This is a genomic window from Pseudomonas sp. PIC25, from assembly GCF_002286785.1.
GTDB lineage: Bacteria > Pseudomonadota > Gammaproteobacteria > Pseudomonadales > Pseudomonadaceae > Pseudomonas_M.
The window spans coordinates 39,270-61,213 of the sequence record NZ_MUJY01000086.1 but is presented as its reverse complement, the minus strand read 5'-3'; the positions used below and the strand labels follow the sequence as shown (position 1 = coordinate 61,213).

At 67.5% G+C, this 21,944-nt stretch carries 14 protein-coding genes; 4 read left to right on the top strand and 10 right to left on the bottom strand.

All coding sequences use genetic code 11. From position 1 onward, the window contains the following. Positions 1-323: 323 nt before the first annotated feature. The 6 genes from BZL41_RS10650 to BZL41_RS10625 form a co-directional block, all read right to left on the bottom strand. On the bottom strand, positions 324-635 hold the full coding sequence (locus BZL41_RS10650) for a hypothetical protein (protein WP_095599267.1): 312 nt from the start codon (positions 633-635) through the stop codon (positions 324-326). A 79-nt stretch (positions 636-714) separates the two neighbouring features. Beyond that, positions 715-1,725, bottom strand: coding sequence for a fatty acid desaturase (locus tag BZL41_RS10645; RefSeq protein WP_095599266.1), 1,011 nt, complete (start codon positions 1,723-1,725; stop codon positions 715-717). A gap of 2 nt (positions 1,726-1,727) precedes the next feature. After that, positions 1,728-2,771 carry a DUF2156 domain-containing protein gene (locus BZL41_RS10640; RefSeq protein ID WP_095599265.1) on the bottom strand — a complete coding sequence of 348 codons (1,044 nt, stop codon included), beginning with the start codon at positions 2,769-2,771 and terminating at the stop codon, positions 1,728-1,730. Continuing rightward, positions 2,768-3,601: a metal-dependent hydrolase gene (locus tag BZL41_RS10635; RefSeq protein WP_095599264.1), complete on the bottom strand. Its 834-nt coding sequence runs from the start codon at positions 3,599-3,601 to the stop codon at positions 2,768-2,770. The genes BZL41_RS10640 and BZL41_RS10635 overlap by 4 nt, the downstream gene beginning before the upstream one ends. A 16-nt stretch (positions 3,602-3,617) precedes the next feature. Then, complete coding sequence (locus BZL41_RS10630) at positions 3,618-4,553, bottom strand: fatty acid desaturase (RefSeq protein ID WP_095599263.1); 936 nt, start codon at positions 4,551-4,553, stop codon at positions 3,618-3,620. 24 nt (positions 4,554-4,577) lie between these two features. Next, positions 4,578-7,547, bottom strand: a complete 2,970-nt coding sequence (locus tag BZL41_RS10625) for an aminotransferase class III-fold pyridoxal phosphate-dependent enzyme (RefSeq protein WP_095599262.1) — start codon at positions 7,545-7,547, stop codon at positions 4,578-4,580. Between the two features lie 352 nt (positions 7,548-7,899). Here BZL41_RS10625 and BZL41_RS10620 point away from each other — a divergent pair, with 352 nt between their 5' ends. Further along, the gene (locus BZL41_RS10620; protein WP_095599261.1) at positions 7,900-12,393 is read left to right on the top strand and encodes a DEAD/DEAH box helicase; all 4,494 of its coding nucleotides are present in this window, start codon (positions 7,900-7,902) and stop codon (positions 12,391-12,393) included. Positions 12,394-12,865: 472 nt separating this feature from the next. On the opposite strand, the gene BZL41_RS10615 is transcribed toward BZL41_RS10620, so the two are convergent. From BZL41_RS10615 to ytfE, 4 genes are all read right to left on the bottom strand, one after another. Further along, complete coding sequence (locus tag BZL41_RS10615) at positions 12,866-13,654, bottom strand: exodeoxyribonuclease III (protein WP_095599260.1); 789 nt, start codon at positions 13,652-13,654, stop codon at positions 12,866-12,868. A 121-nt stretch (positions 13,655-13,775) separates the two neighbouring features. Further along, the gene (locus BZL41_RS10610) at positions 13,776-14,720 is read right to left on the bottom strand and encodes an ABC transporter substrate-binding protein (protein ID WP_095599259.1); all 945 of its coding nucleotides are present in this window, start codon (positions 14,718-14,720) and stop codon (positions 13,776-13,778) included. A gap of 389 nt (positions 14,721-15,109) precedes the next feature. Then, the gene (locus BZL41_RS10605; RefSeq protein WP_095599258.1) at positions 15,110-17,386 is read right to left on the bottom strand and encodes a nitric-oxide reductase large subunit; all 2,277 of its coding nucleotides are present in this window, start codon (positions 17,384-17,386) and stop codon (positions 15,110-15,112) included. Beyond that, a complete protein-coding gene (gene ytfE / locus BZL41_RS10600; RefSeq protein WP_095599257.1) occupies positions 17,379-18,065 on the bottom strand; it encodes an iron-sulfur cluster repair protein YtfE in 687 nt (228 codons plus the stop codon). Before ytfE ends, BZL41_RS10605 begins: the two co-directional genes overlap by 8 nt. Before the next feature lie 152 nt (positions 18,066-18,217). On the opposite strand from ytfE, the gene norR reads away from it, so the two are divergent. The 3 genes from norR to glp all read left to right on the top strand — a co-directional run bounded on the left by norR (position 18,218) and on the right by glp (position 21,866). Then, positions 18,218-19,753 carry a nitric oxide reductase transcriptional regulator NorR gene (norR, locus tag BZL41_RS10595; protein ID WP_095599256.1) on the top strand — a complete coding sequence of 512 codons (1,536 nt, stop codon included), beginning with the start codon at positions 18,218-18,220 and terminating at the stop codon, positions 19,751-19,753. Positions 19,754-20,076: 323 nt separating this feature from the next. Next, the gene (moaB, locus tag BZL41_RS10590) at positions 20,077-20,631 is read left to right on the top strand and encodes a molybdenum cofactor biosynthesis protein B (RefSeq protein WP_095599255.1); all 555 of its coding nucleotides are present in this window, start codon (positions 20,077-20,079) and stop codon (positions 20,629-20,631) included. Further along, on the top strand, positions 20,628-21,866 hold the full coding sequence (gene glp, locus BZL41_RS10585) for a gephyrin-like molybdotransferase Glp (RefSeq protein ID WP_095599254.1): 1,239 nt from the start codon (positions 20,628-20,630) through the stop codon (positions 21,864-21,866). The genes moaB and glp overlap by 4 nt, the downstream gene beginning before the upstream one ends. Positions 21,867-21,944 lie beyond the last annotated feature (78 nt).

The window sequence follows — 21,944 nt, the reverse complement described above, 5'->3', positions numbered from 1 at the left end:
CCGGGAGGAATATCGAAAGTTTCGGATGGAATGAGCCAGGCTGGGCATTGGCTCACAGTATCGAAAGGCCGATTGACGGCAGGGAACCTGGAGCCATGCGCGGTGTCGCCCGCCCATGTGCTCGCTGGTCCGGGGCCCTTTGGGCGAATGAATTTCGCTCCTACGGATGCGTCGCCGAGCGTGCTTTGCTTTATGTAGGAGCCAGCTCTGCTGGCGAAGGCGGCCACACGGAAGCATCGCCAGCAGAGCTGGCTCCTACCAAAGCGGCCTGGTGCTGCGCTCCGTTTGCGGGGGCGGATTCATCCGCGAATGAAGGGACCCGCCTAGTAATTCGGCGGTGTCTCCGGAATCGCCGAAGGATCGGTGATGTAGGGCATGGTCCAGGGATCGAGATGGCAGCCCTTGTGCAGGAGATCCAGCCGCGCCTGTTCGATCACGCCGCACAGCCGCAGCGGGTTGGCGTACTGGGTGCGCGGTACGTGCGGCACGGCGAGCACCTCCGCTCCGGCGCTGCTCATCACGGTGAAGCCGAAGCTGTCGTCCTCGGGGTTGGCGCTGGTCACGCACCCGTAGGGTTGGAAGGCTTCGGACGCAAGCTTCATGGCGGCATCGATATCCAGCGGGGTGGTGGTCATTATTTGCCTCCTGCTGTGGAAAAACATACCTAAAGGTAGACAGCGCCCCGGCGGAAAAGAGCCGCGCTGACGACCGGTATCAGCCACGCCGATAGCCCTCGGCGCCCACGTAGCGCTGCTTGTCCTCGTCCCAAAGGCGCAGCCGGGTCGCCGCCAGGCTGTCGCGGAAGGGGATCACCGTGGCCTGGTCGAACAGCGGGCTTTCCTTCCAGCAGCGCTCCAGGTTGTAGTTGGGGATTTTCGGCACCAGGTGGTGCATGCAGTGCATGCCGATGCCGGCGGCGAACCAGCGCATCCAGGGCGGATAGATCAGCACCGAGGTGCCGCGCAGCGCCGCGTCGACGAAATTCCACTGGGCCGGCGCGCGCCACTGCGACTGCTCGAAGTGGTGGTTGATGTAGAAGAGGAACACCGTGGTCGGTGTGCTGATGGCGAAGCTCGCCAGTTGGATCCAGAACAGCCGCTCCAGCCCGGCCGCCCAGAGGCCGAGGAAGATCGCCAGCAGCGCCAGGTTGGTCAGGTACACCGAGCGCTTCACTCGCACCGGCCAGGCCGGGTTGGCCACCACCCTTGGGAAGAGCACCAGCTTGTACAGTGCATGCGGGCCGAAGAGGAACAGCGGATGCCGCAGCACCCGGTAGCACAGACGTCGCCAGGGGGGCAGAGCGTGATACTCGCGCACCGTCAGCAGCGGCATGTCGCCGTAGCCGCGCCGGCCGAGGTCGTTGGAACTGGCGTGGTGGAAGTTATGCTCGTACTGCCAGTGATGGGCCGGCATGAACAGCAGCAGGCTGGTCAGGGTGCCGAGCAGGTTGCCCAGCCGCCGCGAGCGGTACATCGAGCCGTGCATGAGGTCGTGGAACAGCACGAACAGGCGGTTGAGGAACAGGCTGTTGGCATAGAGCAGGGCCAGGGTGATCCACAACGGCCCGTTCCAGTGGCGGTAGGTCAGCCAGGTCAGCACGAAATGCGGCACCAGGGTGCTTGCCAGTTGCCAGGTGGAGCGCCAGGGGCGGGGCTGCGCATAGGCATCGCGCAGTGCGAGCAACTGGCTGCGTAGTTGTGGGTGGCGAACGGTCAGGCTGGTCATGGTCAGAACACCTTGAGCGCTTTGAACACCCCCAGCACCCGGTACAGGTTCAGCGCCGGGACCGAGGCCAGGTACACCTTGAAGGAGCGGCCGCGGTACTTGTCCTTGTGGAAGTAGTTGCCCTGGAACGGGTAGATGAACGGGCAGTGGCGGAACATGAAGCGGAACAGCCCGGTCAGGTAGGCGCGGTGCGGATAGGGCCCGTTTTCCACCTCGGCGAAAGGCGACAGGCCGAGGGACAGCACCTCGCGGCCTTCGGCCTGGAAGCGGCGGATCGCCTCCAGCACGATCAGGTCGTTGGTGCCGTGGGGCGCTTCGGCGAGGGTACGCGACAGATTATGCAGGTAGCCGATCACCTGGCCGTCGCGGTACAGCGGGTCGAAGATCGCCAGGCTCAGCAGGCGGCCGTCGCGAGTCGCCCAGAAATAGCGGGCATCCGGCTCATTCTCCAGCAGCAGCGGCCGGTTGAGGCCGATGAACTCGTGGCCGCCCTTGCGTTGCAGCCATTGCCGGCTGAGGGCGAGCAGTTCGTCGGCGTCGAGGTCGGTGATGCGTCCCTCGGCCACTTCCACGCCGTCCTTGCGCGCCTTGTTGCGCCAGCGCCGCAGATGGGCGAAGGCAGGCCCGCGCAGATCGCTGTCGAAGGTCGGCAGGTCGATTTCCCACTCGATGCCCATCTCGTTCACCGGCAGGCCGCGCCGGGCGAGGATATCGGCGAAGGCCGCGCCGATTTCCAGGAACACCGTGGCCGCCGCACCCGGCGCGGCCAGGTAGGCATCCAGTAGCGCCTCGTAGTCGGCGGGCGCGGCGATGGGGTCGCCGATCACCACATGCAGCCGGCCCGGCGCGAACAGCGGATGGCGCAAGGGCAGGTAGGCGAGGTAGCCGAGCGAGTCGTGGATGAAATACTCCAGGCCCGGTTGCAGCGTCGAGTAGGCCATGCAGCCGCGCCCGTGGCGGCCGAGAAAGTGCCGCAGGCGCGCATCGCGGTTGGTGGCGGCGCCTTCCAGGGGCTCGCCGAGAACCAGGGAGGTACCGTTCATCATGGCGCGACCTCCGTGCTGATCACCTGCCGGCGCAGGACGTGCTCGGCGAGCGGGCGGTTGTCGCTGTGGGACGGGTGGAAGCCGCGGCGGATCGCCTGCAGGCAGCCACGGGTCATGCGTGGCAGGAAACGCTCGTCGAGGAAGAAGTAGTGGAATGCCTCCTTCCACACCCGCCACTTGAACAATTGGCCGTCCTGGCGCAGGAAGGTGGCGCAGGCCAGGAACAGGTAGCTCATGTTCACCACGTAGCAGAACAGCACCCCGTAGGCGAGCCAGAAGCGCTTGCCGGAGACCGCCTGGTAGACGTCGAAGGCCACCGCCTTGTGCTCGATCTCCTCGGCGAAATGCCACTCGTAGAGTGCCCGCACCGACGGCTCCGCGCCGGCCAGCTTGCCGCTGCCCAGGGTGATTTCGGCGAACAGCTCGTTGACCCGCTCGATGCCCACCACGAAGGCCAGTTGCTGCAGCGGCGTGGCGGTGGGCTGGAGGATGCGGAAGGAAATGAAGCGGGTGAAGCGCAGGTAGGTGTCCAGCTTGAAGCCCTGTTCGCGCAGCGCCTCGATGAACTTCAGATGGCCGCGCGAGTGGGAGATTTCCTGGCCGATCAGTCCCAACGCGTCGCGGGCGAGCTGTGGGTCTTCGATACGGTCGAGAAAATTGCGCAAGGTCTGGACGATGAAGGCTTCGCCGTCCGGGATGGTCATGGTGTAGGCGTTCAGCCAGTGGGTCAGGAACGGGCTGCCGCCGGCCCACAGCCGCGCCGGCTTGGGCTCGGCATAGTCGACGGCGAAGTGGCGGGCGCGGATCGAAGCGTTGACGGGTTCGCTCATGGTGTCCCCCGGACGGTCAGGATTGGCGGAAGAAGTTGAAAACGTGCGCGCCGCGGACCACCCGGCGGCGGTCTTCCGGCAGCATGGCCGGGCGCAGGCGCGGTACCAGCCGCCAATGCACGCCGGGGCGGAAGTGGTGTTCCTGGTGGTAGCCGTTGTTGAACCAGAGCAGGTTGTACAGCCGGCCGTAGCAGCTCACCGAATCGGTGCGGCGGTCGCGTGGGTCGGCGCCGTAGTGCTCCAGGTAGTTCTCCGCCAGCGCCAGGACCTGGCCGGCGTAGAGCACCGGCAGGAAGTAGAACAGCGCGAAGCGCCAGTCGAGCCAGGCCAGCCCGGCATAAAAGGCCACCAGGGCCGCGCTTTCCAGGCGTACCTGGCCATCCAGCCGGCGTCGCCGGGCGATGCGGTAGAGCAGGGCGAAGTCGGTGCGCAGCGGACCGAGCAGCGAATAGCACCAGATGTTCTCCGGCCGGCCCTCGCGGCGGGAGAAGCGGTACAGCGAGGACAGGTCGCCGGTCAGGCCGCTGAGCGGGTCCTTGGGGTCGTTGTTGTAGCGGTGATGGTTGAGGTGATGCACGCGGTAGAGCGTCTGCGGCATGCCCAGCGACAGCGAGTTGAGCACCGCGAACAGCCGGTTCAGACCCTCATGGCGGAAAAACGGGTTGTGGATGTGGTTATGGGCGATGCACTGGTAGTTGGTGCAGATCATCGCCATGAAGAACAGCGCCAGCCCGGCCAGTGCCCAGCCGCCGAGGCGTTCGAAGGCGAGGGCGGTGGCCGCCAGGGCGGCGGCGTTGCCCAGCGAGAGCAGCACCAGCAGGCCGTCCAGGGCGCTGTGGCGGAACAGCCAACCGCCCTCCAGGCGCAGGCTGTCCTGGCGAATATCGCCCTCGGCGGCCGGATGGCCGGCAAGGGAATGCCCGTGACGGGCAACGGGGTCCGTGATGTTCATGTCTGTCTCCGACGTGGGGTGGGGTCAGAAACTGCGCCCGGTCTTCAGGTCGCCCAGCGTGAAGCCGTGCAGCCGCGCCAGCTCGAGCATTTCCCGTACCTGCTCCTGGCGCACGTCGCCGCGGCTGTAGTGGCTGGTGATGCCGGTGAGGCCCATGAGCAGGGTTTCGCCCATGCAGGCGAAGACGTGCTCCGGCGGGATCGGCAGCCCTTCCAACAGGAAGTCGCACACGCCCAGGTGGGCATTGCGTGCCGCCACGTAATCCGGCGCCGGCGGTACTCGTACCAGACCTCCCTTGATCACCCGCACGTCCGGTCGCTGGCTGGCCACCGAAGGGTGGGTGTCGGCCGGCAGGGCGACGTCGCAGATCACCACCGGCCCCGGCCGCAGGTACTCCGCCAGGATCAGGCTGCCAGCCTGGTTGCTGGCGCCGAGGATCAGGTTGGCGTGGCGAATGTCCGCCGGATCGGTGGAAATCCGCACCGGGGCCTCTTCGCCGAGCGCGTCCAGCAGGCCGTGGTAGAGGCGGGTGCCGATCGTTTCGTCATCGGTCTCATCCTCCAGCCAGCGGCGAGCCGCCGGCAGTTCGGCGAGTCGCGCGGCCAGCGTGTGCTCCTCGGCCAGGCGGACCAGCCCGCCCTTGCGCGCCAGCGCCGCGCGCAGGCGGCGGAATGCCTGGGCATAGAGTCGCGCGGCGAGCGCCTGCAAGGCGCGCTCGCGGCCGGGGCGGCCGATCAGGACCAGGCTCGGCACCTTCTCCGCCATCAGCTCGCAGTAGAGGCTGCCGATGTTGCCGTTGGCGCCGATGGCGGCGAAGCAGGCGCTGTCGAGGTCGATGCCGGCCTCGGCGGCGGCCTGTAGCAGGGCTTCGTAGCCCATGCCGACGGTCAGCGAGTTGCCGGTGGTCACCGCCAGCGTCTCTGCGCGCACCGCCTTGCAGTTCTGCATGACGATGGAGGTGAAACCGCCGAAGCCGAGCACCTCGCAGCCGGCGGCGACGGCCTTGTCGATGCCGGTCTCGATCAGCGTCTGCAACGGTTCCAGATCGCGCGCCTGCATGTGCCGCTGGATCATTTCCGAGGTGATGGCCAGGCCGAACGGTTGCAGGCGCACTTTCTTGCCGGTCTTCGAATAGAGCACGTGGGCGTGCATGCGGAACGGCTTGAGGAACAGGTAGCAGCGCTCCAGCAGGTCTTCCAGCTCGGCCAGGCTGAACTGCTCGCAGCTCGGGTCGAAGAGGTGCATGTTGCTGGCATCGACGAAATGCATGAGAAAACCGACGGTGCGGTCCACGGCCTCCTCGGGCGGCGTGCTGAAGCAGCGCCCGCGATAGTCGGCCAGCGGCTCGTGCCGGCCGGGGGTGGCCTGACCGACGATGAACTTCACCAGTTCGTGGAAGTGCTGCTGACGCAGGGCCAGGCACAGGCGATCGAGGGCGGCGTAGAGTTGCTGGCGTGCCTGCCGGCTGACGCAGGCGGCCGGTTCAAGGCGCAGCACGTTGTTGTTCGACAGCAGCGGCGCCACGCGGATGCGGTGCTCGTGCAGCAGGTAGCCGGCGTAGACGAAACCGATCAGCTCGCTGCAGGCCAGGGCACGCAGGCCATGGGACTCGGCTTCGCCCTGGTCGGCGAACTCGATGGCCAGCATCAACCCTTCGCCGCGCACCTCGGCGATCACCTCAGGGTAGCGTCGCTGGAGACCGAGCAGGGCGGCCTTGATCTCCGCGCCGACCTCACGGCAGTTGCGCAGGATCGACCGGTCGCTCTCCAGCAACTCCAGGCCGCGCAGCGCGATGGCCGAGCTGAAGTCGTCCTCGGCGAAGGTGGAGGTGTGGATCAGGCTGAAGTCTTCCTCGAAGCAGTCGCGGGCGATGCTGACGCTGGCGATCTTCGCCAGGCCGCCGCCGAGGCTCTTCGACAGCAGGTAGCAGTCGGCGCGCACGCCGCTGGGCTCGGAAGCGAGGAAGTGGCCGGTGCGGCCCATGCCGCTCTGGATTTCATCGAACACCAGTTGGATGCCGTGTTCGTCGCAAATCCGCCGGAGCGCGGCGAGGTAGTCGCCGTCCAGCACATGCACGCCGCCCTCGCCCTGGATCGGCTCGACGAACAGCGCGGCGATGTTGCAGAAGTCGTGGCTCTGCACCGTCACCCGGCGTTGTTCGTCCAGCGCGAGGCTGAAGTAGCGTAACCGGTTGGCTCGTGCCTGTTGCTCGAAATCGGCCGGGTCGCGGCGATCGACGAAGAGCACCGAGGGGCCGATGGAGACGAACGGGCTGCGGTACAGCTCGTTTTCGGTGAGGTTCACCGCGCCGGCGGTCTTGCCGTGGTAGGACTTGTTCAGGCAGCAGAACAGCGCCCCGGTTTCGAGGAACCGTTCGCGGTTCAGCCGGCGCACAGCGGTTACGGCCTGGGCGAAGGTCTCGATCTTCTCGCCGAGCAGGCTGCGCAACAGCCGCGCGGATTCCGGCGCCAGCGGCAGGCGCTCGGGGTGCTGCTGGTTGCGTAGCTTGAGCAGGCGGGCCTCCTGGCGGTCGAGCAGCGCCTGCTTGCGGTTGCGGTGGGCTAACTGGGCGTGCTTGAGCGCTGCTTCGGCGGCCTCCGTGCCGCTGTTGGCGAGGGTGGTGACGTATTCCCGGCCGAGGCGCGCCTGCAGCATGTCGTTCAGCTTGCGGCCGAGCTGGGCGCTGTAGCCGCGCAGGCTGGCCTGCACGGCGAAGGGCCGGCCGGCGCGCAGCAGGTCGATGGCGGTATCCACCAGTTGCGGGTGGTTGTGGCCGAACAGCAGGGCACCATAGCCACCGAGGAAATCGTAGACCTGCACGCGTTCGCCGTGCTCGTCGAAGTATTCGAGGGTGTCGCCCTCGCCGAAGACGTACTCCACGTCCAGGCGCAGGGCTTCCAGCAGGCGCCCGGTGAGCGGGCGGACGAAGCGTTGGTAGTTGAGACGGTTGTCGTCGGTGGTGGTGGCGAACGCCAGTCTGTTCTCGGCCAGCATGCACTTCTCCCGTGGCGGCGCGAAGCCGTCCTGCAAGGCGTGACCGGTACGGTCACGTGCGTTCCATGAACCTGGGCCTGGCTACTGCGGGAAACCGGGCAAGAAAGCGCCATCAGCGCACACGTTCGCGCACGTTCGAAGCGACATCGCGGCGTTGTTCTTGTGGCTGATGCGCAACGTTCCTATCGAAGTAGAGTTTTGCGAAAAGTTTTTCCGCTCGTGTTTCAGGTGTGAAACTGATCACAAAAAACGGCGGGTGCGGTACCCGCTTCGCGACGACCGGATGGTCAGGTTTTGGCCCATGCAAGTCTTGTGGCTTGTGCCTTGGGCGGGCTCCCGCCATAGTCCGCGAATGAGCCAATCGACCCTCGACACCCCGCTCGCGGACGACGTGCTGGCTGGCTTCCATCCCGCCGTCGGCGCCTGGTTCCGCCGCACCTTTCCCGCACCCACGCCGGCGCAGGTCGCCGCCTGGCCGCTGATCCGCGCCGGCCGGCCGACCCTGGTCGCCGCGCCGACCGGTTCCGGCAAGACCCTGACCGCCTTCCTCGCCGCGCTGGACGAACTGGTCCGCGAGGGCCTGGCGCGCGGCGGCACGCTGCCGGACGAAACGGTGGTGGTCTATGTTTCGCCGCTCAAGGCGCTGTCCAACGACATCCGTCTGAATCTCGAAGCGCCGCTGGAGGGGATTTCCGCCGAGCTGGTGCGCCAGGGCCTGCCGGCCCTGGAAATCCGTACCGCCGTGCGTACTGGCGACACCCCGCAAACCGAGCGCAATGCGATGCGCAAGCGCGCCCCTCACATCCTGGTGACCACCCCGGAATCGCTTTACGTGCTGCTCGGCTCGGAATCCGGCCGGCGCATGCTCGCCACCACCCGCAGCCTGATCGTCGACGAAATCCATGCCATCGCCGGCAGCAAGCGCGGCAGCCACTTGGCCCTCTCCATGGAACGCCTCGAAGCCCTCTGCGGCCGCCGCCTGGTGCGGGTCGGTCTGTCGGCGACGCAGAAGCCCATCGAGGCGGTGGCGGCGTTTTTGGTGGGGGTGAGGGGAGAAGAGGGGAGGCGTGAGGGTGTGGGGGGTGAGGATGCGGAGTCCCGACCCAACATCACCCTCCAATCCCCACTCGTCCCCTGCGCCATCGTCGACATCGGCCATACCCGTGCCCGCGACCTGGCCCTGGAAGTCCCGCCGGTCCCCCTCGAAGCGGTGATGGCCAACGACGTCTGGGAGCGGGTTTACGACCGCCTCGCCGAACTGGCCCGGCAGCACCGCACCACACTGATCTTCGTCAACACCCGGCGCATGGCCGAGCGCGCCGCGCGGCACCTGTCCGAGCGTCTGGGCACCGAGGCGGTGGCGGCGCACCACGGCAGCCTGGCCCGCGAGCAGCGGCTGGACGCCGAGCAACGCCTCAAGCACGGCAAGCTGCGCGTGCTGATCGCCACCGCCTCGCTGGAGTTGGGTATCGACATCGGCGACGTGGAGCTGGTCTGCCAGCTCGGCTCGCCGCGCTCCATCGCGGCCTTCCTGCAGCGCGTCGGCCGTTCCGGGCACCAGGTCGGTGGGTTGCCCAAGGGCAGGCTGTTCCCCAACTCCCGCGACGACCTGATCGAATGCGCCGCGCTGCTCGACTGCGTGCGGCGCGGCGAGCTGGACGCCCTGGCCATCCCTCGGGCCCCGCTGGATGTGCTGGCCCAGCAGATCGTTGCCGAAGTGGCCTGCCAGGAGTGGGGAGAGGACGCGCTGTTCGCGCTGTTCCGCCGCGCCGCGCCCTATGCCGAACTGCGCCGCGAGGACTACCAGGCCGTGCTGCGCATGCTCGCCGAGGGCTACAGCAGCCGCCACGGCGCGCGCGGCGCCTACATCCACCGCGACACGGTGAACCGTACCCTGCGCGGCCGCCGCAATGGCCGGCTGACCGCCGTCACTTCCGGCGGGACCATCCCTGACAACGCCGACTACACGGTGATCCTCGAACCCCAGGCGCACAACATTGGCACGGTGAACGAAGATTTCGCCGTGGAAAGCCTGGCCGGCGACGTCTTCCAGCTGGGCAATGCCTCCTACCGCATCCTGCGCATCGAGCCGGGGCGGGTGCGGGTCGAGGATGCCCGGGGCCAGCCGCCGAACATCCCGTTCTGGCTCGGCGAAGCGCCGGGGCGCAGCGATGAGCTGTCGGCAGGGGTGGCGCGCCTGCGCGAGCGGATCGACGAACTGCTGGCGAGTGGGAGCGCATTCATTCGCGAAAGAGAGAGTTCGGTCGAGCCCGCATCGCGAATGAATGCGCGCCTACAGCCCACGGGCCCGGACAACCCCCTGCAACCCGCCCTCGACTGGCTGACCGGCGAACTCGGCCTCGGCGAAGCCGCCGCCCGCCAGATCGTCGAATACCTCGCCCGCGCACACGCCGCCCTGGGCGTGCTGCCGAGCCAGCGGACCCTGGTGATGGAGCGCTTCTTCGATGAGTCCGGCGGCACCCAATTGGTGATCCACTCGCCCTATGGCAGCCGTCTCAACCGCGCCTGGGGGCTGGCGTTGCGCAAGCGCTTCTGCCGTACCTTCAACTTCGAATTGCAGGCGGCGGCCACCGAGGACGCCATCGTGCTGTCGCTGTCCACCAGCCACAGCTTTCCGCTGGAGGACGTCTGGCGCTACCTGCATTCCAACTCCGCCGAGCACGTGCTGATCCAGGCCCTGCTCGATGCGCCGCTGTTCGGCGTGCGCTGGCGCTGGAACGCCACCACCGCGCTGGCCCTGCCGCGCATGGCCGGGGGGCGCAAGGTGGCGCCGCAACTGCAGCGTATGCGCAGCGAAGACCTGCTGGCCACGGTGTTCCCCGACCAGGTGGCGTGCCTGGAGAATATCGTCGGCGAGCGCGAGATTCCCGATCACCCGCTGGTCGCCCAGACCCTCGACGATTGTCTGCACGATGCCATGGACAGCGAAGGCTGGCTGGCCCTGCTGCGGCGCATGGAGCGCGGCGAGGTGCGCCTGGTGGCCCGCGACCTGCCGGCGCCGTCGCCGCTGGCGGCGGAAATCCTCAATGCCCGGCCCTATGCCTTTCTCGACGATGCGCCGCTGGAAGAGCGCCGCACCCAGGCGGTGCTCGCTCGCCGCTGGACCGACCCTGAATCGGCCGACGACCTCGGCGCGCTGGACCCCGAGGCCATCGCCGCCGTGGCTGCCGAAGCCTGGCCCGAGGCCCGCGATGCGGACGAAATGCACGAGGCGTTGATGGGGCTGGCCTGCATCGCCGAGGCCGAGGCGCAGCGCCAGGACGGCTGGCCGGATTGGCTCTCGGCGCTGGCCAGGGCCGGGCGCGCCACGCGTATGCAGGTGGCACGCGAGACGGCGCTGTGGTTGCCGGTGGAGCGTCTGCAGAGCTTTCGTGCCGTGTACCCGGTGGCGCCGATCGAGCCGCCGGTGCAGCCGCCGGCCGAGTTCGCCGAGCCGTGGAGTGAGGAAGACGCGCTGGTCGATGTCGTCCGCGCCCGTCTGACTGGCTTCGGCCCGCTGCCGGTGGGCCTGATCGCCCGCGCTCTGGCCTTGCCCGCTTCGCAGGTGGCCCAGGCGCTGGTACGCCTGGAGGCGGAAGGCTACGTGCTGCGTGGCCGTTTCACCCCGGGCACGGCAGAGGACGAATGGTGCGAGCGGCACCTGCTGGCACGCATCCATCGCTACACGGTCAAGCGTTTGCGCCGCGAGATCGAGCCGGTGGAGCGGGTGGATTTCCTGCGCTTCCTGTTCGACTGGCAGCGGGTCACCCCGACGACCCGGGTGCAGGGCGCCGAGGCCCTGGCTGGGGTGGTCGGGCAACTGGAGGGCTTCCAGGCCGCAGCGGGGGCCTGGGAGAGCGAGATTCTGCCGGCGCGCGTGAAGGATTACGGCATTACCAGGCTGGATGAGCTGTGCCGCTCCGGCCGGGTGGTCTGGCTGCGCCTGGCCGGACGCCTGCGCGCCAGCGGCGGGCCGGTGCGCGGTACGCCCATCGTGCTGCTGCCGCGTCGTCACCTGGGGGCCTGGAGTGCGCTCGCGGCGGATGCGCCGACGCCGCAACTGTCGTCCCGGGCGCAGTTGGTGCTGGATGCGCTGGGTCGCCACGGTGCGCTGTTCTTCGATGAGCTGCTGGATGAGGTGCGTCTGCTGCGCACCGAACTGGAGAACGCCTTGGGCGAGCTGGTGGCGGTCGAACTGGTGAATGCCGACAGCTTCGCCGGCCTGCGCGCCTTGCTGATGCCGGCGAACAAGCAGCGGGTACGCGCCGGTCGGCGGGCGCGGGGCGGCGCGTTCATCGGCGGCATGGCCGACGCGGGGCGCTGGGCGCTGGTCCGGCGCCCCGCGGCGGAGCCGGTCGAGCCGATGGGCGGGCGGCGTCCGGCGCTGGCCGACGAGGCGCTGGAGCATATCGCCCGCTGCCTGTTGCGTCGCTACGGCGTGGTGTTTTGGCGGCTGCTGGAGCGCGAGGCGGATTGGCTGCCGCCCTGGCGCGATCTGCTGCGCGTCTACCACCGCCTGGAGGCCCGTGGCGAGATTCGCGGCGGGCGCTTCGTCAGCGGGCTGGCCGGCGAACAGTTCGCCCTGCCGGAAGCGGTGGGCCTGCTGCGCGACGTGCGCAAGCGCCCGGCGGACGGCAGCCTGGTCTGCGTGTCCGCCGCCGACCCGCTGAACCTGGTGGGCAGCCTGATCCCCGGCACCAAGGTCCCGGCCGTGGCCGGCAACCGCGTGCTCTACCGCGACGGTGTGCCGGCCGCCGCCATCGTGGCCGGCAAGCCGCAGTATTGGCTGGAGCTGGACGCCGATAACACCCGCCAGGTCCAGGCGCGGTTGGTGCAGCGGCCGTGAGGGTTGGGCGGGGTGGGCGAATGAATTCGCCCCTACAGGGTTGGTGTTGTCCTGTAAAAACACGTGAAACGAACCCGTGTAAAAGGCTTCGCCAGCAGAGCTGGCTCCTACGGAAGCGGTCGGTGTGACGTACAGCCTGTGGGAGCGGATTCATCCGCGAAGGCAGCCTTTCGGTCTATCGCGAATGAATTCGCTCCCACACCAGAGGTCCGGTGCTCTTGTAGCGCGCTCTGCTCGCGAATGGACCTGCACAGAAGCTTCGCAGTCCGTAGCCCGAATAAGCCTTGGCGCAATCCGGGGCAACGGATTTCCGGATTGCGCTTCGTTTATCCGGGCTACGGTCGATATCGATGCACGCACCTGTAGGAGCGAGCTCTGCTCGCGAATGGGGTGCGCAAGGTCCGCCCGCAGAGCTGACGCTTACGAAAAGCCCGCGGTCCGGTGTAGGGGCGAATTCATTCGTCCGGCGGCCCTACCGGCTCCGCTCCAGCGTGATCCAGGTCGGCGCATGATCGCTGGCGTGGGGTTGGCCGCGGACCCAGCGGTCGACACCGGCATCGCGCAGGCGCGGGGCGAGGTCGGGGCTGAGCAGGAGGTGGTCGATGCGCAGGCCGGAATTCTTCTCCCAGTGCTGGCGGAAGTAATCCCAGAAGGTGTAGATGCGCTCGTCCGGGTAGCGGGCGCGGATCGCATCGGTCCAGCCCTGGGCGAGCAGGCGCTGGTAGCAGGCGCGGCTTTCCGGCTGGAGCAGGGCGTCCTTCAGCCACGAGCGCGGGTTGTAGATGTCCTCGTCGGTGGGCACCACGTTGAAGTCGCCGGCCAGCACCACCGGATGCCCGCTCTCCAGCAGCCCGGCCGCATGGGCGATCAGGCGCTCGAACCAGGCCAGCTTGTAGTCGAACTTCGGCCCCGGCTGCGGGTTGCCGTTGGGCAGGTAGAGGCTGGCGACGATCACGCCTTGCACGGCCGCTTCCAGGTAGCGGCTATGGCTGTCCTCCTCCATGCCGGGCAGCCCGCGGCGGATTTCCAGCGGTTCCGCATTCTTCGCCAGGATGGCCACGCCGTTCCAGGACGGCTGGCCCTGCCAGATCGCCCCGTAGCCGGCTGCCTGGATGGCGTCAATGGGGAATGCCGTGTCCGGTGCCTTCAGCTCTTGCAGGCAGGCCACGTCCGGTGCTTCGCGCTCCAGCCACTCCAGTAGCGCCGGCAGGCGCGAGCGGATGCCGTTGATGTTGAAGGTGGCGATCTTCAGGGTATCCATCGAAGGACCTCTCAGAACCTGTTTACGATCTGCTGCGCGTCGGCCCTGCTTTCGTAGGGCCGCCGGGGCCTTGCATGGCTCTAGCTCGCGAGAGCGTAAACCAGGTTCTCACTGGGACTGTTCAGTCCTTTCGACCCAAAGGTAGGCCAAAAATGCCGGTGATGGGCCCGCCTTGCCAATGGGTCACGCCGTCGAGCCAGGCGGCGATGGTCTGCGGGTTGTCCTCGATCCAGGCTTTGGCTACCCGGCGCCGGTTGGTGTTGCCTTCCAGCACCGCGCCCATCAGCTGGTTTTCCGCGGGGATGGTGAAGGTCATGTTGCGAAACAGCCGCGCCAGGTTCGGGCATTCGTCGCTGAAGCCGCCGCGTGCGACGGTGTTGACCTGTGCGGCGCCATAATTGGGGCCGAAAAACTTGTCGCCGCCGGACAGGTAGTTCATGCGCAGGCGTTCGTTCATCGGGTGCGGTTCCCAGCCGAGGAACACCGCCCATTTGCCCAGGCGCTGGGCGCGTTCGACATGATTGAGCATGCCGCTCTCGCTGGACTCGACCAAGGTGAAGCCGCTCAGGCCGAAGGTGTTGTCGCGGATCATGCCTTTGATCATCGCGTTGCCTTCGTTGCCGGGCTCGATACCGAAGATCTGGCCGTTCAACTGCTCCTTGAACTTGTGGATGTCGGCGAAATCGCGCAGCCCGGCCTCATAGCCGGGCGTGAGTACGGCCAAGGTGTAGCGCACCGTCGGCAGGTTGGTCTGCAGTTTCTCGATGCGGCCGCTATCCAGGTGCGGCTGGACCAGCTCGCTCTGCGCCGGCATCCAGTTGCCGAGGAACACGTCGGTCTGGCCTTCGGCGAGGGTGCGGTAGGTTTCCGGCAGCGACATGCGCTTGATCTGGGTGCGGTAGCCGATCTCCCCGAGCACCAGGCGGGCCACGGCGGTGGTCATGGTGATGTCGGTCCAGCCCACGTCGGAGAGACGTACCAGTTCGCAGCGAGCATCCTCGGCGGCCTGCAGGCTGCCAGCGAAAAGGAAGGGGAGTGCGAGCAGCCAGTGCGTGTATCTGTTCATCAACCGTACCTGCCTCTGTGAGTGAGCGGGGCGCCTGGGTGAGAAACTTCCGTGAAGGACCGGGCACGTTAGTACACAGCAAGAGATGGGCTGGGCGGTTGGCAAAATACGACGTCGACGTGCCGAAAACAGACCTTTGTCATGCGTCTGGCGCCCTGGGCGAGAACGGCTGGGCACACGTCGGTGTCGGATATCGTTTACCCTGCGGTGCCTTCCCGCCTGGACAGGCATTCCGTTCGCTCATCCTCAGCGGGATGAACGGCTGCGTTGTCCGAGCGGAAAAACCCCTCGGCCAGTCCATGGCCGAGGGGTAGGGGAACCGCCGTTCCCATCAGGGAGGGGATGACGGGACGGCGGAGGAAAGGCCCCCTCCCTGGGGCCCGCTTGCTTCAGGCGCGCTGGTTGGCGCCAAGGACGACCGGCTCCTGCCGACGGTTGCCGAAGAGCACGCCGGAGACCACCTGCCAGGCCATGGCCAGGGCGCCGACGATGAACACCACGTCGCCGAAGGTGCGCACCCAGCGCAGGGTTTCCAGGATGTCCTGCTGCATGAAGGCTTCGCTGCGGGCATACCACAGGCCCTGGCTGGCGCTGGCGTGGAACTGGATGATGCCGATCGGCAGCAGGCTGGTGGCGATCATCAGGACCAGGCCGCCGTTGAGCCACCAGAAGGCGGTCTTCATCAACCGCTCGTTGAACTGCATCTGCGGGCGGACGTAGCGCAGCACCAGCAGGGTGAAGCCCAGGGCGAGGAAGCCGTAGACCCCGAACAGCGCGGCATGCGCATGCACCGGCGTGGTGTTGAGGCCCTGCACGTAGTAGAGCGAGATCGGCGGGTTGATCATGAAGCCGAACACCCCGGCGCCGAGCATGTTCCAGAAGGCTACGGCGACGAAGCACAGCAGCGGCCACTTGACCCGTTCCATCCAGGCTGCGCGGCTCTTCAGGCGCCAGTTCTCCCAGGCCTCGTAGCCGAGCACGATCAGCGGCACCACTTCCAGGGCGCTGAAGGTGGCGCCCACCGCCATCACCGGCGTGGTGGTGCCGGCGAAGTACAGGTGGTGGAAGGTTCCCGGCACGCCGCCGAGCATGAACAGCGAGGCCGAGGCCAGGCTGGCGGTGGTGGCCATGCGTTTGGAGACCAGGCCCATGCTGGAGAAGATGAAGGCCAGGGCGGTGGTGGCGAAGACCTCGAAGAAGCCTTCCACCCACAGGTGCACCACCCACCAGCGCCAGTATTCCATCACCGACAGGTGGGTACGCTCGCCGTAGCCGAAGCCGGCGCCGTAGAACAGACCGATGGCGATCACCGAGGCGGAGAGCAGGGCCAGCAGGTTCTTGTCGCCGGGCTGGCGGAAGGCCGGGACGATGCCACGCAGCATCAGCAGCAGCCAGAAGGCGACGCCGGCGAACTTGCCGATCTGCCACAGGCGGCCGAGGTCGACGTATTCATAACCCTGGTGGCCGAGCCAGAAGTTCCATTCGGCCGGCATCAACTGGGCAATGGCCAGGTAGTTGCCGATGAAGGAACCGACCACCACGGCGACCAACGCCCAGAACAGCACGTCCACGCCGAGCTTCTGGTACTTCGGGTCCTTGCCGCCGTTGATGATGGGGGCGAGGAACAGGCCAGCGGCGAGGAAGCCGGTGGCGATCCAGAACAGCGCGCTCTGGATGTGCCAGGTGCGCAGCAGCGAGTAGGGGAACCACTGGGACAGCGGGATACCGTAGAAGTCCTGGCCTTCTACCGTGTAGTGGGCGGTCGCGCCCCCGAGGCAGACCTGGAAGACGAACAGCCCGACCACCAGCAGCAGGTACTTGCCCAGGGCCTTCTGCGACGGGGTCAGGCCGACCAGGCTGAGCGGATCGTGGGCCGGAGCGGCCGGTTCCTCTTCCTCCTGGCCGCGCAGGAAGGCCCAGGCCCAGACCAGGAAGCCGACGCCGGCGATCAGCAGCACCACGCTGACGATCGACCACATCAGGTTTTCCGCGGTGGGCTTGTTGTCGATCAGCGGCTCGTGGGGCCAGTTGTTGGTGTAGGTGGCGTCGCTGTCCGGGCGTTCGGTGGCGGCGACCCAGGCGGTCCAGAAGAAGAACCGGGTGAGTTGCTCGCGACGGGCGGCATCGGGCAGGGTGCCTTCCTTCATCGCGTAGCTTTCGCGGGTGCCTTGCAGGTCCGGCGTGGTGCCGAACAGGCTGTCGTAGTAGGCGGCGGTCTGGCGCACGGCCTCGACGCGGCGCGGCGAGAGCAGCAGGTTGCCGGCGGCATCGACGTCGTTGTCGCGGTATTCGCGCTTCAGACGATGGCGCAGCAGGGCCTGGGCCTCGTCGTCCAGTTCGGCGAACGGCTTGCCGTAGGCTTCGTCGGCGGCCAGGTCGAGCCAGGTGACCAGCTCCCGGTGCAACCAGTCGGCGCTCCAGTCCGGCGCCTGGTAGGCGCCATGGCCCCAGACCGAGCCGAGCTGCATACCGCCAACGCTCTGCCAGGCGGTCTGGCCGTCGAGGATGTCGTCGGCGCCGAACAGCCGCTCGCCGTCAAGCGTCATGACCTGCTGCGGAATCGGCGGTGCCTGCCGATAGACTTCCCGGCCGAACCAGCCGAGCAGGCAGAACGTGATGCCCAGGACCAGGATCAGCAGGCCCCAGAGTTTGCGGTATTCACCCATGATGCACCTCCTGCGGCGCAAGGGCCTGGACGAACAGGACGTTGTTTTCCAAGTGGATGTGTTGCATCAGATCGTTGCGCAGCTCAGTCAGCCCGCGGTACAGCGCCATCCAGGTGTTGCAGGCGTCTTCCGGCGGAGTGATGCCGGCCGTGAGGCCGTGCAGGCGTTCCAGGGCGGCGCCGTGCTGGTCGTGTTCGAAGCGCATCACCGAGATCGGCCCCTGGGTGAACGCGCCCTGGCCGCGCAGCAACATGGGGAAGAGCACTTGTTCTTCCTTGAGCATGTGGCTCTCCAGCTCCTGATGCATGTCGCTCAGGTGGTCGGCCAGGCCGTTCGGGCAGTCGCGGCGATGGCCGTGTACCTGCTCCACGCGGCGGGCCAGGCGGATCAGCTCCGGTAGCTGTTCGCGATGGCGGGCATGGAAGCGCGAGAGGATATGGCTGATCAGGCTGTCGGTATCGGCGCCGCGCCAGTCGGTACCCTGGCCCGGCTGCGCTTGCAGTTCTTCCAGGCGGGCGGCGATGGTTGATGGATCGACACCGCGGCGGATGGCCGCTTCGCGCAGGGTCTTCTGGCCGCCGCAGCAGAAGTCCAGGTTGTATTCGTGGAATACCCGGGTAGCGCCCGGAATTTCACAGGCCAGGTTGCCCAGGGTTTCGTCGAGGAGGGCGTTGCTCATTCAGGTATCTCCGGTTGGGGAAAAGACACCTGATACAGGGCAAACGCTGTGCCATTGTTTAAGTCTCTGAAAATAAAGGGTTTTAAATTTTAAATGGTTAAAAATACCTTTATGCGATAGGGTTAAAAAAACCATTAAAGGTAAAAAACACCATGATGGAAGAAGCCCTGCTGGCCGACTTGATCACCGAATTGCCGAACGCCGTGCGCCTGCAACGCCTGGTGCAGACTCTGCGCGAGCATTTCCATTGCGGCGCCGTCGGCTTGCTGCGCCTGGACGAGGACAGCCTGCGCCCGGTGGCGGCGGTAGGGCTGGTGCACGAAGCCCTCGGCCGGCGCTTCGTGGTCGCCCAGCATCCGCGTCTGGCGGCGATCCTGGCGCGCCGCGAGCCGACCTGGTTCGAGCCGGACAGCCGCCTGCCCGACCCTTACGACGGCCTGCTCGACGAACACGTCGGCGAACCCCTGCCGGTGCACGATTGCATGGGCGTGAGCCTGTTCGTCGAAGGCCAGTTGTGGGGCGCGCTGACCCTCGATGCGCTGCACGCCGGTACCTTCGACGATCAGGCCCGGCGCGATTTGCAGCGATACACGCTGCTGATCGAAGCGGCGGTGCGTATCACCCGCCTGGAGCGGGAGAACCGCAGCCTGCGCCAGGCGCGCAGCGAGGTGGTGGAAATCGAGCATGTCGCAGGGGAGGGTGAAATCCTCGGCCAGAGCAAGGCGATCCGCGACCTGTTGCAGGAGCTGGAAGTGGTGGCGGATTCCGAATTGCCGGTGCTGCTGCTCGGCGAGACCGGCGTCGGCAAGGAACTGTTCGCCCGCTGGCTGCACCGCCACTCGCGGCGCCGGCACAAACCGCTGGTCCACGTGAACTGTGCGGCGTTGCCCGAGTCACTGGCCGAGAGCGAGCTGTTCGGTCATGTGAAGGGTGCGTTCTCCGGCGCTGCCAGCGACCGCCCCGGACGCTTCGAAGCGGCCAATGGCGGCACCCTGTTCCTCGACGAAGTCGGCGAGCTGCCGCTCACGGTGCAGGCCAAGCTGCTGCGCGCCTTGCAGAACGGCGAAATCCAGCGGCTCGGTGCCGATAAGCCGCGCCATGTGGACGTGCGCATCATCGCCGCGACCAACCGCCAGCTCGGCGACAGCGTGCGCGACGGGCATTTCCGCGCCGACCTCTATCACCGGCTGTCGGTCTACCCGGCACCGATCCCGCCGCTGTGCGAGCGCGACAACGACGTGCTGATCCTTGCCGGCCACTTCCTCGAACTCAACCGCGCCCGCCTCGGGTTGCGCAGCGTGCGCCTGTCGCCGGCCGCCGAACGGGCGCTGCTGGCCTACCCCTGGCCGGGCAACGTGCGCGAACTGGAACACGTGATCAGCCGTGCCGCGCTCAAGCTGCTCAGCAGCGGCGCGTCGCGCAGCGAAATCCTTACCCTGCCGCCGGAACTGCTCGACCTCGACACCGTGCCGGCTGCCGTGACACCCATCGTCGGGATGGCAGGCGAGCTGCCGTCTGCGACGCAGCCGGTGCCGCTGCGCCAGGCGGTGGAGGATTGCCAGAGGCAGAGCATCCGCCGCGCCCTGGAGCTGTGCGACGACAACTGGGCCAGTGCCGCCCGCCTGCTCGACCTGGACCCGAGCAACCTGCACAAACTGGCGAAACGATTGGGGGTGAAGCAGGGGTGAGGCGCGCCCTGCCGGGCTACGGGGTGTGGGCTTTTTTGTAGGAGCCAGCCCTGCTGGCGAAGCTTCTATGCAGCCCCATTCGCGAGCAAGCTCGCTCCTACAAAAAGCACCGAACTTCTTTTGTGGGAGCGAATTCATTCGCGATGACCTGCAATCCTCTTTCGTGTCGCCGAACCCCCTCGTACATCCCCTGAGACAAAACACCGCAGCCCGCAAGGTCGCTGCGTATGCCTTTCGCCCCGCCCTTACCTCCTTCGGGGAATAGGCCGGGAGACCGTGCCGGTTCAGGCTCTGGCGAAACCGTTACACCCGAGGATTTCACTATGGCTCACCTGGCCCGGCAGGACTTCCAGTCGCTGCGCATCGCCGTGCTGACCGTCAGCGACACCCGTACCTTCGCCACCGACACATCCGGACAGACACTGATCGATCTGCTGGAGCAGGACGGCCACGCCCTGGCCGAGCGCGATCTGGTCATCGACGACATCTACCGCATCCGTGCCCGACTCTCGCAGTGGATCGCCGATCCGCTGGTGCAGGTGGTGTTGATCACCGGCGGCACCGGTTTCACCGCGCGGGACAACACGCCGCAAGCGGTGGAGCCGCTGTTGGACAAGCGCGTCGAAGGCTTCGGCGAGCTGTTCCGGCAGATTTCCACCGACGAGATCGGCACCTCCAGCCTGCAATCGCGGGCGCTCGCCGGGATGGCCAATGGCACCCTGGTCTGCTGCCTGCCGGGCTCGCCGGGCGCGTGCCGCACCGGCTGGACCGGTATCCTCCGCCAGCAACTAGACAGTCGCACCCGGCCCTGCAACTTCGTGCCGCACCTCAAGGCGCTGCCGGAGCAGCCGGCGGTCGCCTGTGGGAGCCGGTCATGAGCGCCTGCGGCTGCGATGGCGGCGAGCTGCGACCGGTCGACGAAGCCATCGAACACCTGCTTGGGCGCGTGTCGGGGCCGCCGCCGGTGGAACGCGTGGCACTGGCCGATGCGCTGGACCGGGTCCTGGCCGAACCGATCCTGGCGCCGGCCGACGTGCCGGCCTGGAACAACAGTGCCATGGACGGCTACGCCCTGCGCGCCGCCGATCTGCCACCCCAGGGTGGCCGGTTGCCGCTGGCCGGGCGCGTCGCGGCCGGCGATGCGGGCCTGACGCCGTTACCGGCGGGGCACGCCGTGCGGATTTTCACCGGTGCGCCCTTGCCACCGGGAGCGGATAGCGTGGTGCCGCAGGAGCACTGCCGGGCCGAGGCCGAGGCCGTCTGGCTGCCTCCGGTGCGGCGCGGCGCCCACGTGCGCCCCCAGGGCGAGGAGCTGCGGCAGGGCCAGCCGGTACTGGACGCCGGTCACCGTCTGCGGCCGCAAGAGCTGGGGCTGCTGGCCAGCCTGGGGCAGGCCGAGGTGCCGGTCTACCGACGCCTGCGTGTCGGCCTGCTGAGCAGCGGCGACGAGCTGCGGGAGCCGGGCGAGTCGCTGGGGCCGGGGCAGATCTACAACGCCAATCGCTTCAGCCTGGGCGCGGTGCTGCAGGGCTTCGGCGTCGAGGTGGAAGACTACGGGGTGATGGTCGACGAGCTGGCCGCCAGCCGCGACGCCCTGAGCCTGGCTGCGTCCGAGTGGGACCTGCTGATCACCTCCGGTGGAGTGTCGGTGGGCGAGGAAGATCATCTCAAGCAGGCGATTCGCGAGTTGGGCGAGCTGCATCTCTGGCGTCTGGCGATCCAGCCGGGCAAGCCGCTGGCCTTCGGCGAGGTGAGCGGCAAGCCCTGGCTGGGGCTGCCGGGCAACCCGGCGGCGGCGTTGATCACTGCCCTGGTGGTGGCGCGGCCGTTCCTGTTACGCGCCCAGGGCCAGCGGCATGTGCTGCCCAAGGCCATGCCGCTGCCCGCCGGGTTCGATTGGCCGGAGCCGCGCCCGCGTCGCCAGTACCTGCGCGCCCGCCTGGAGCGCGGCGATCACGGGCGGCTGGAGGTGATCCCGCATCCGCAGCAGGGTTCGGCAATGCTCACCGCCGCAAGCTGGGCCGACGGCCTGGCGGTGGTGGAGCGGGGCGCCACCCTGGCGCGGGGCGAGACGGTGGCGTTCCTACCGTTCGATGGGTTGTTGCGGGGGTAGGCGAAAGCATCGATCGTTCCCACGCTCCGCGTGGGAATGCCGCCTGCGACGCTCCGCGTCGCGAGCCCGGCCTTTGTC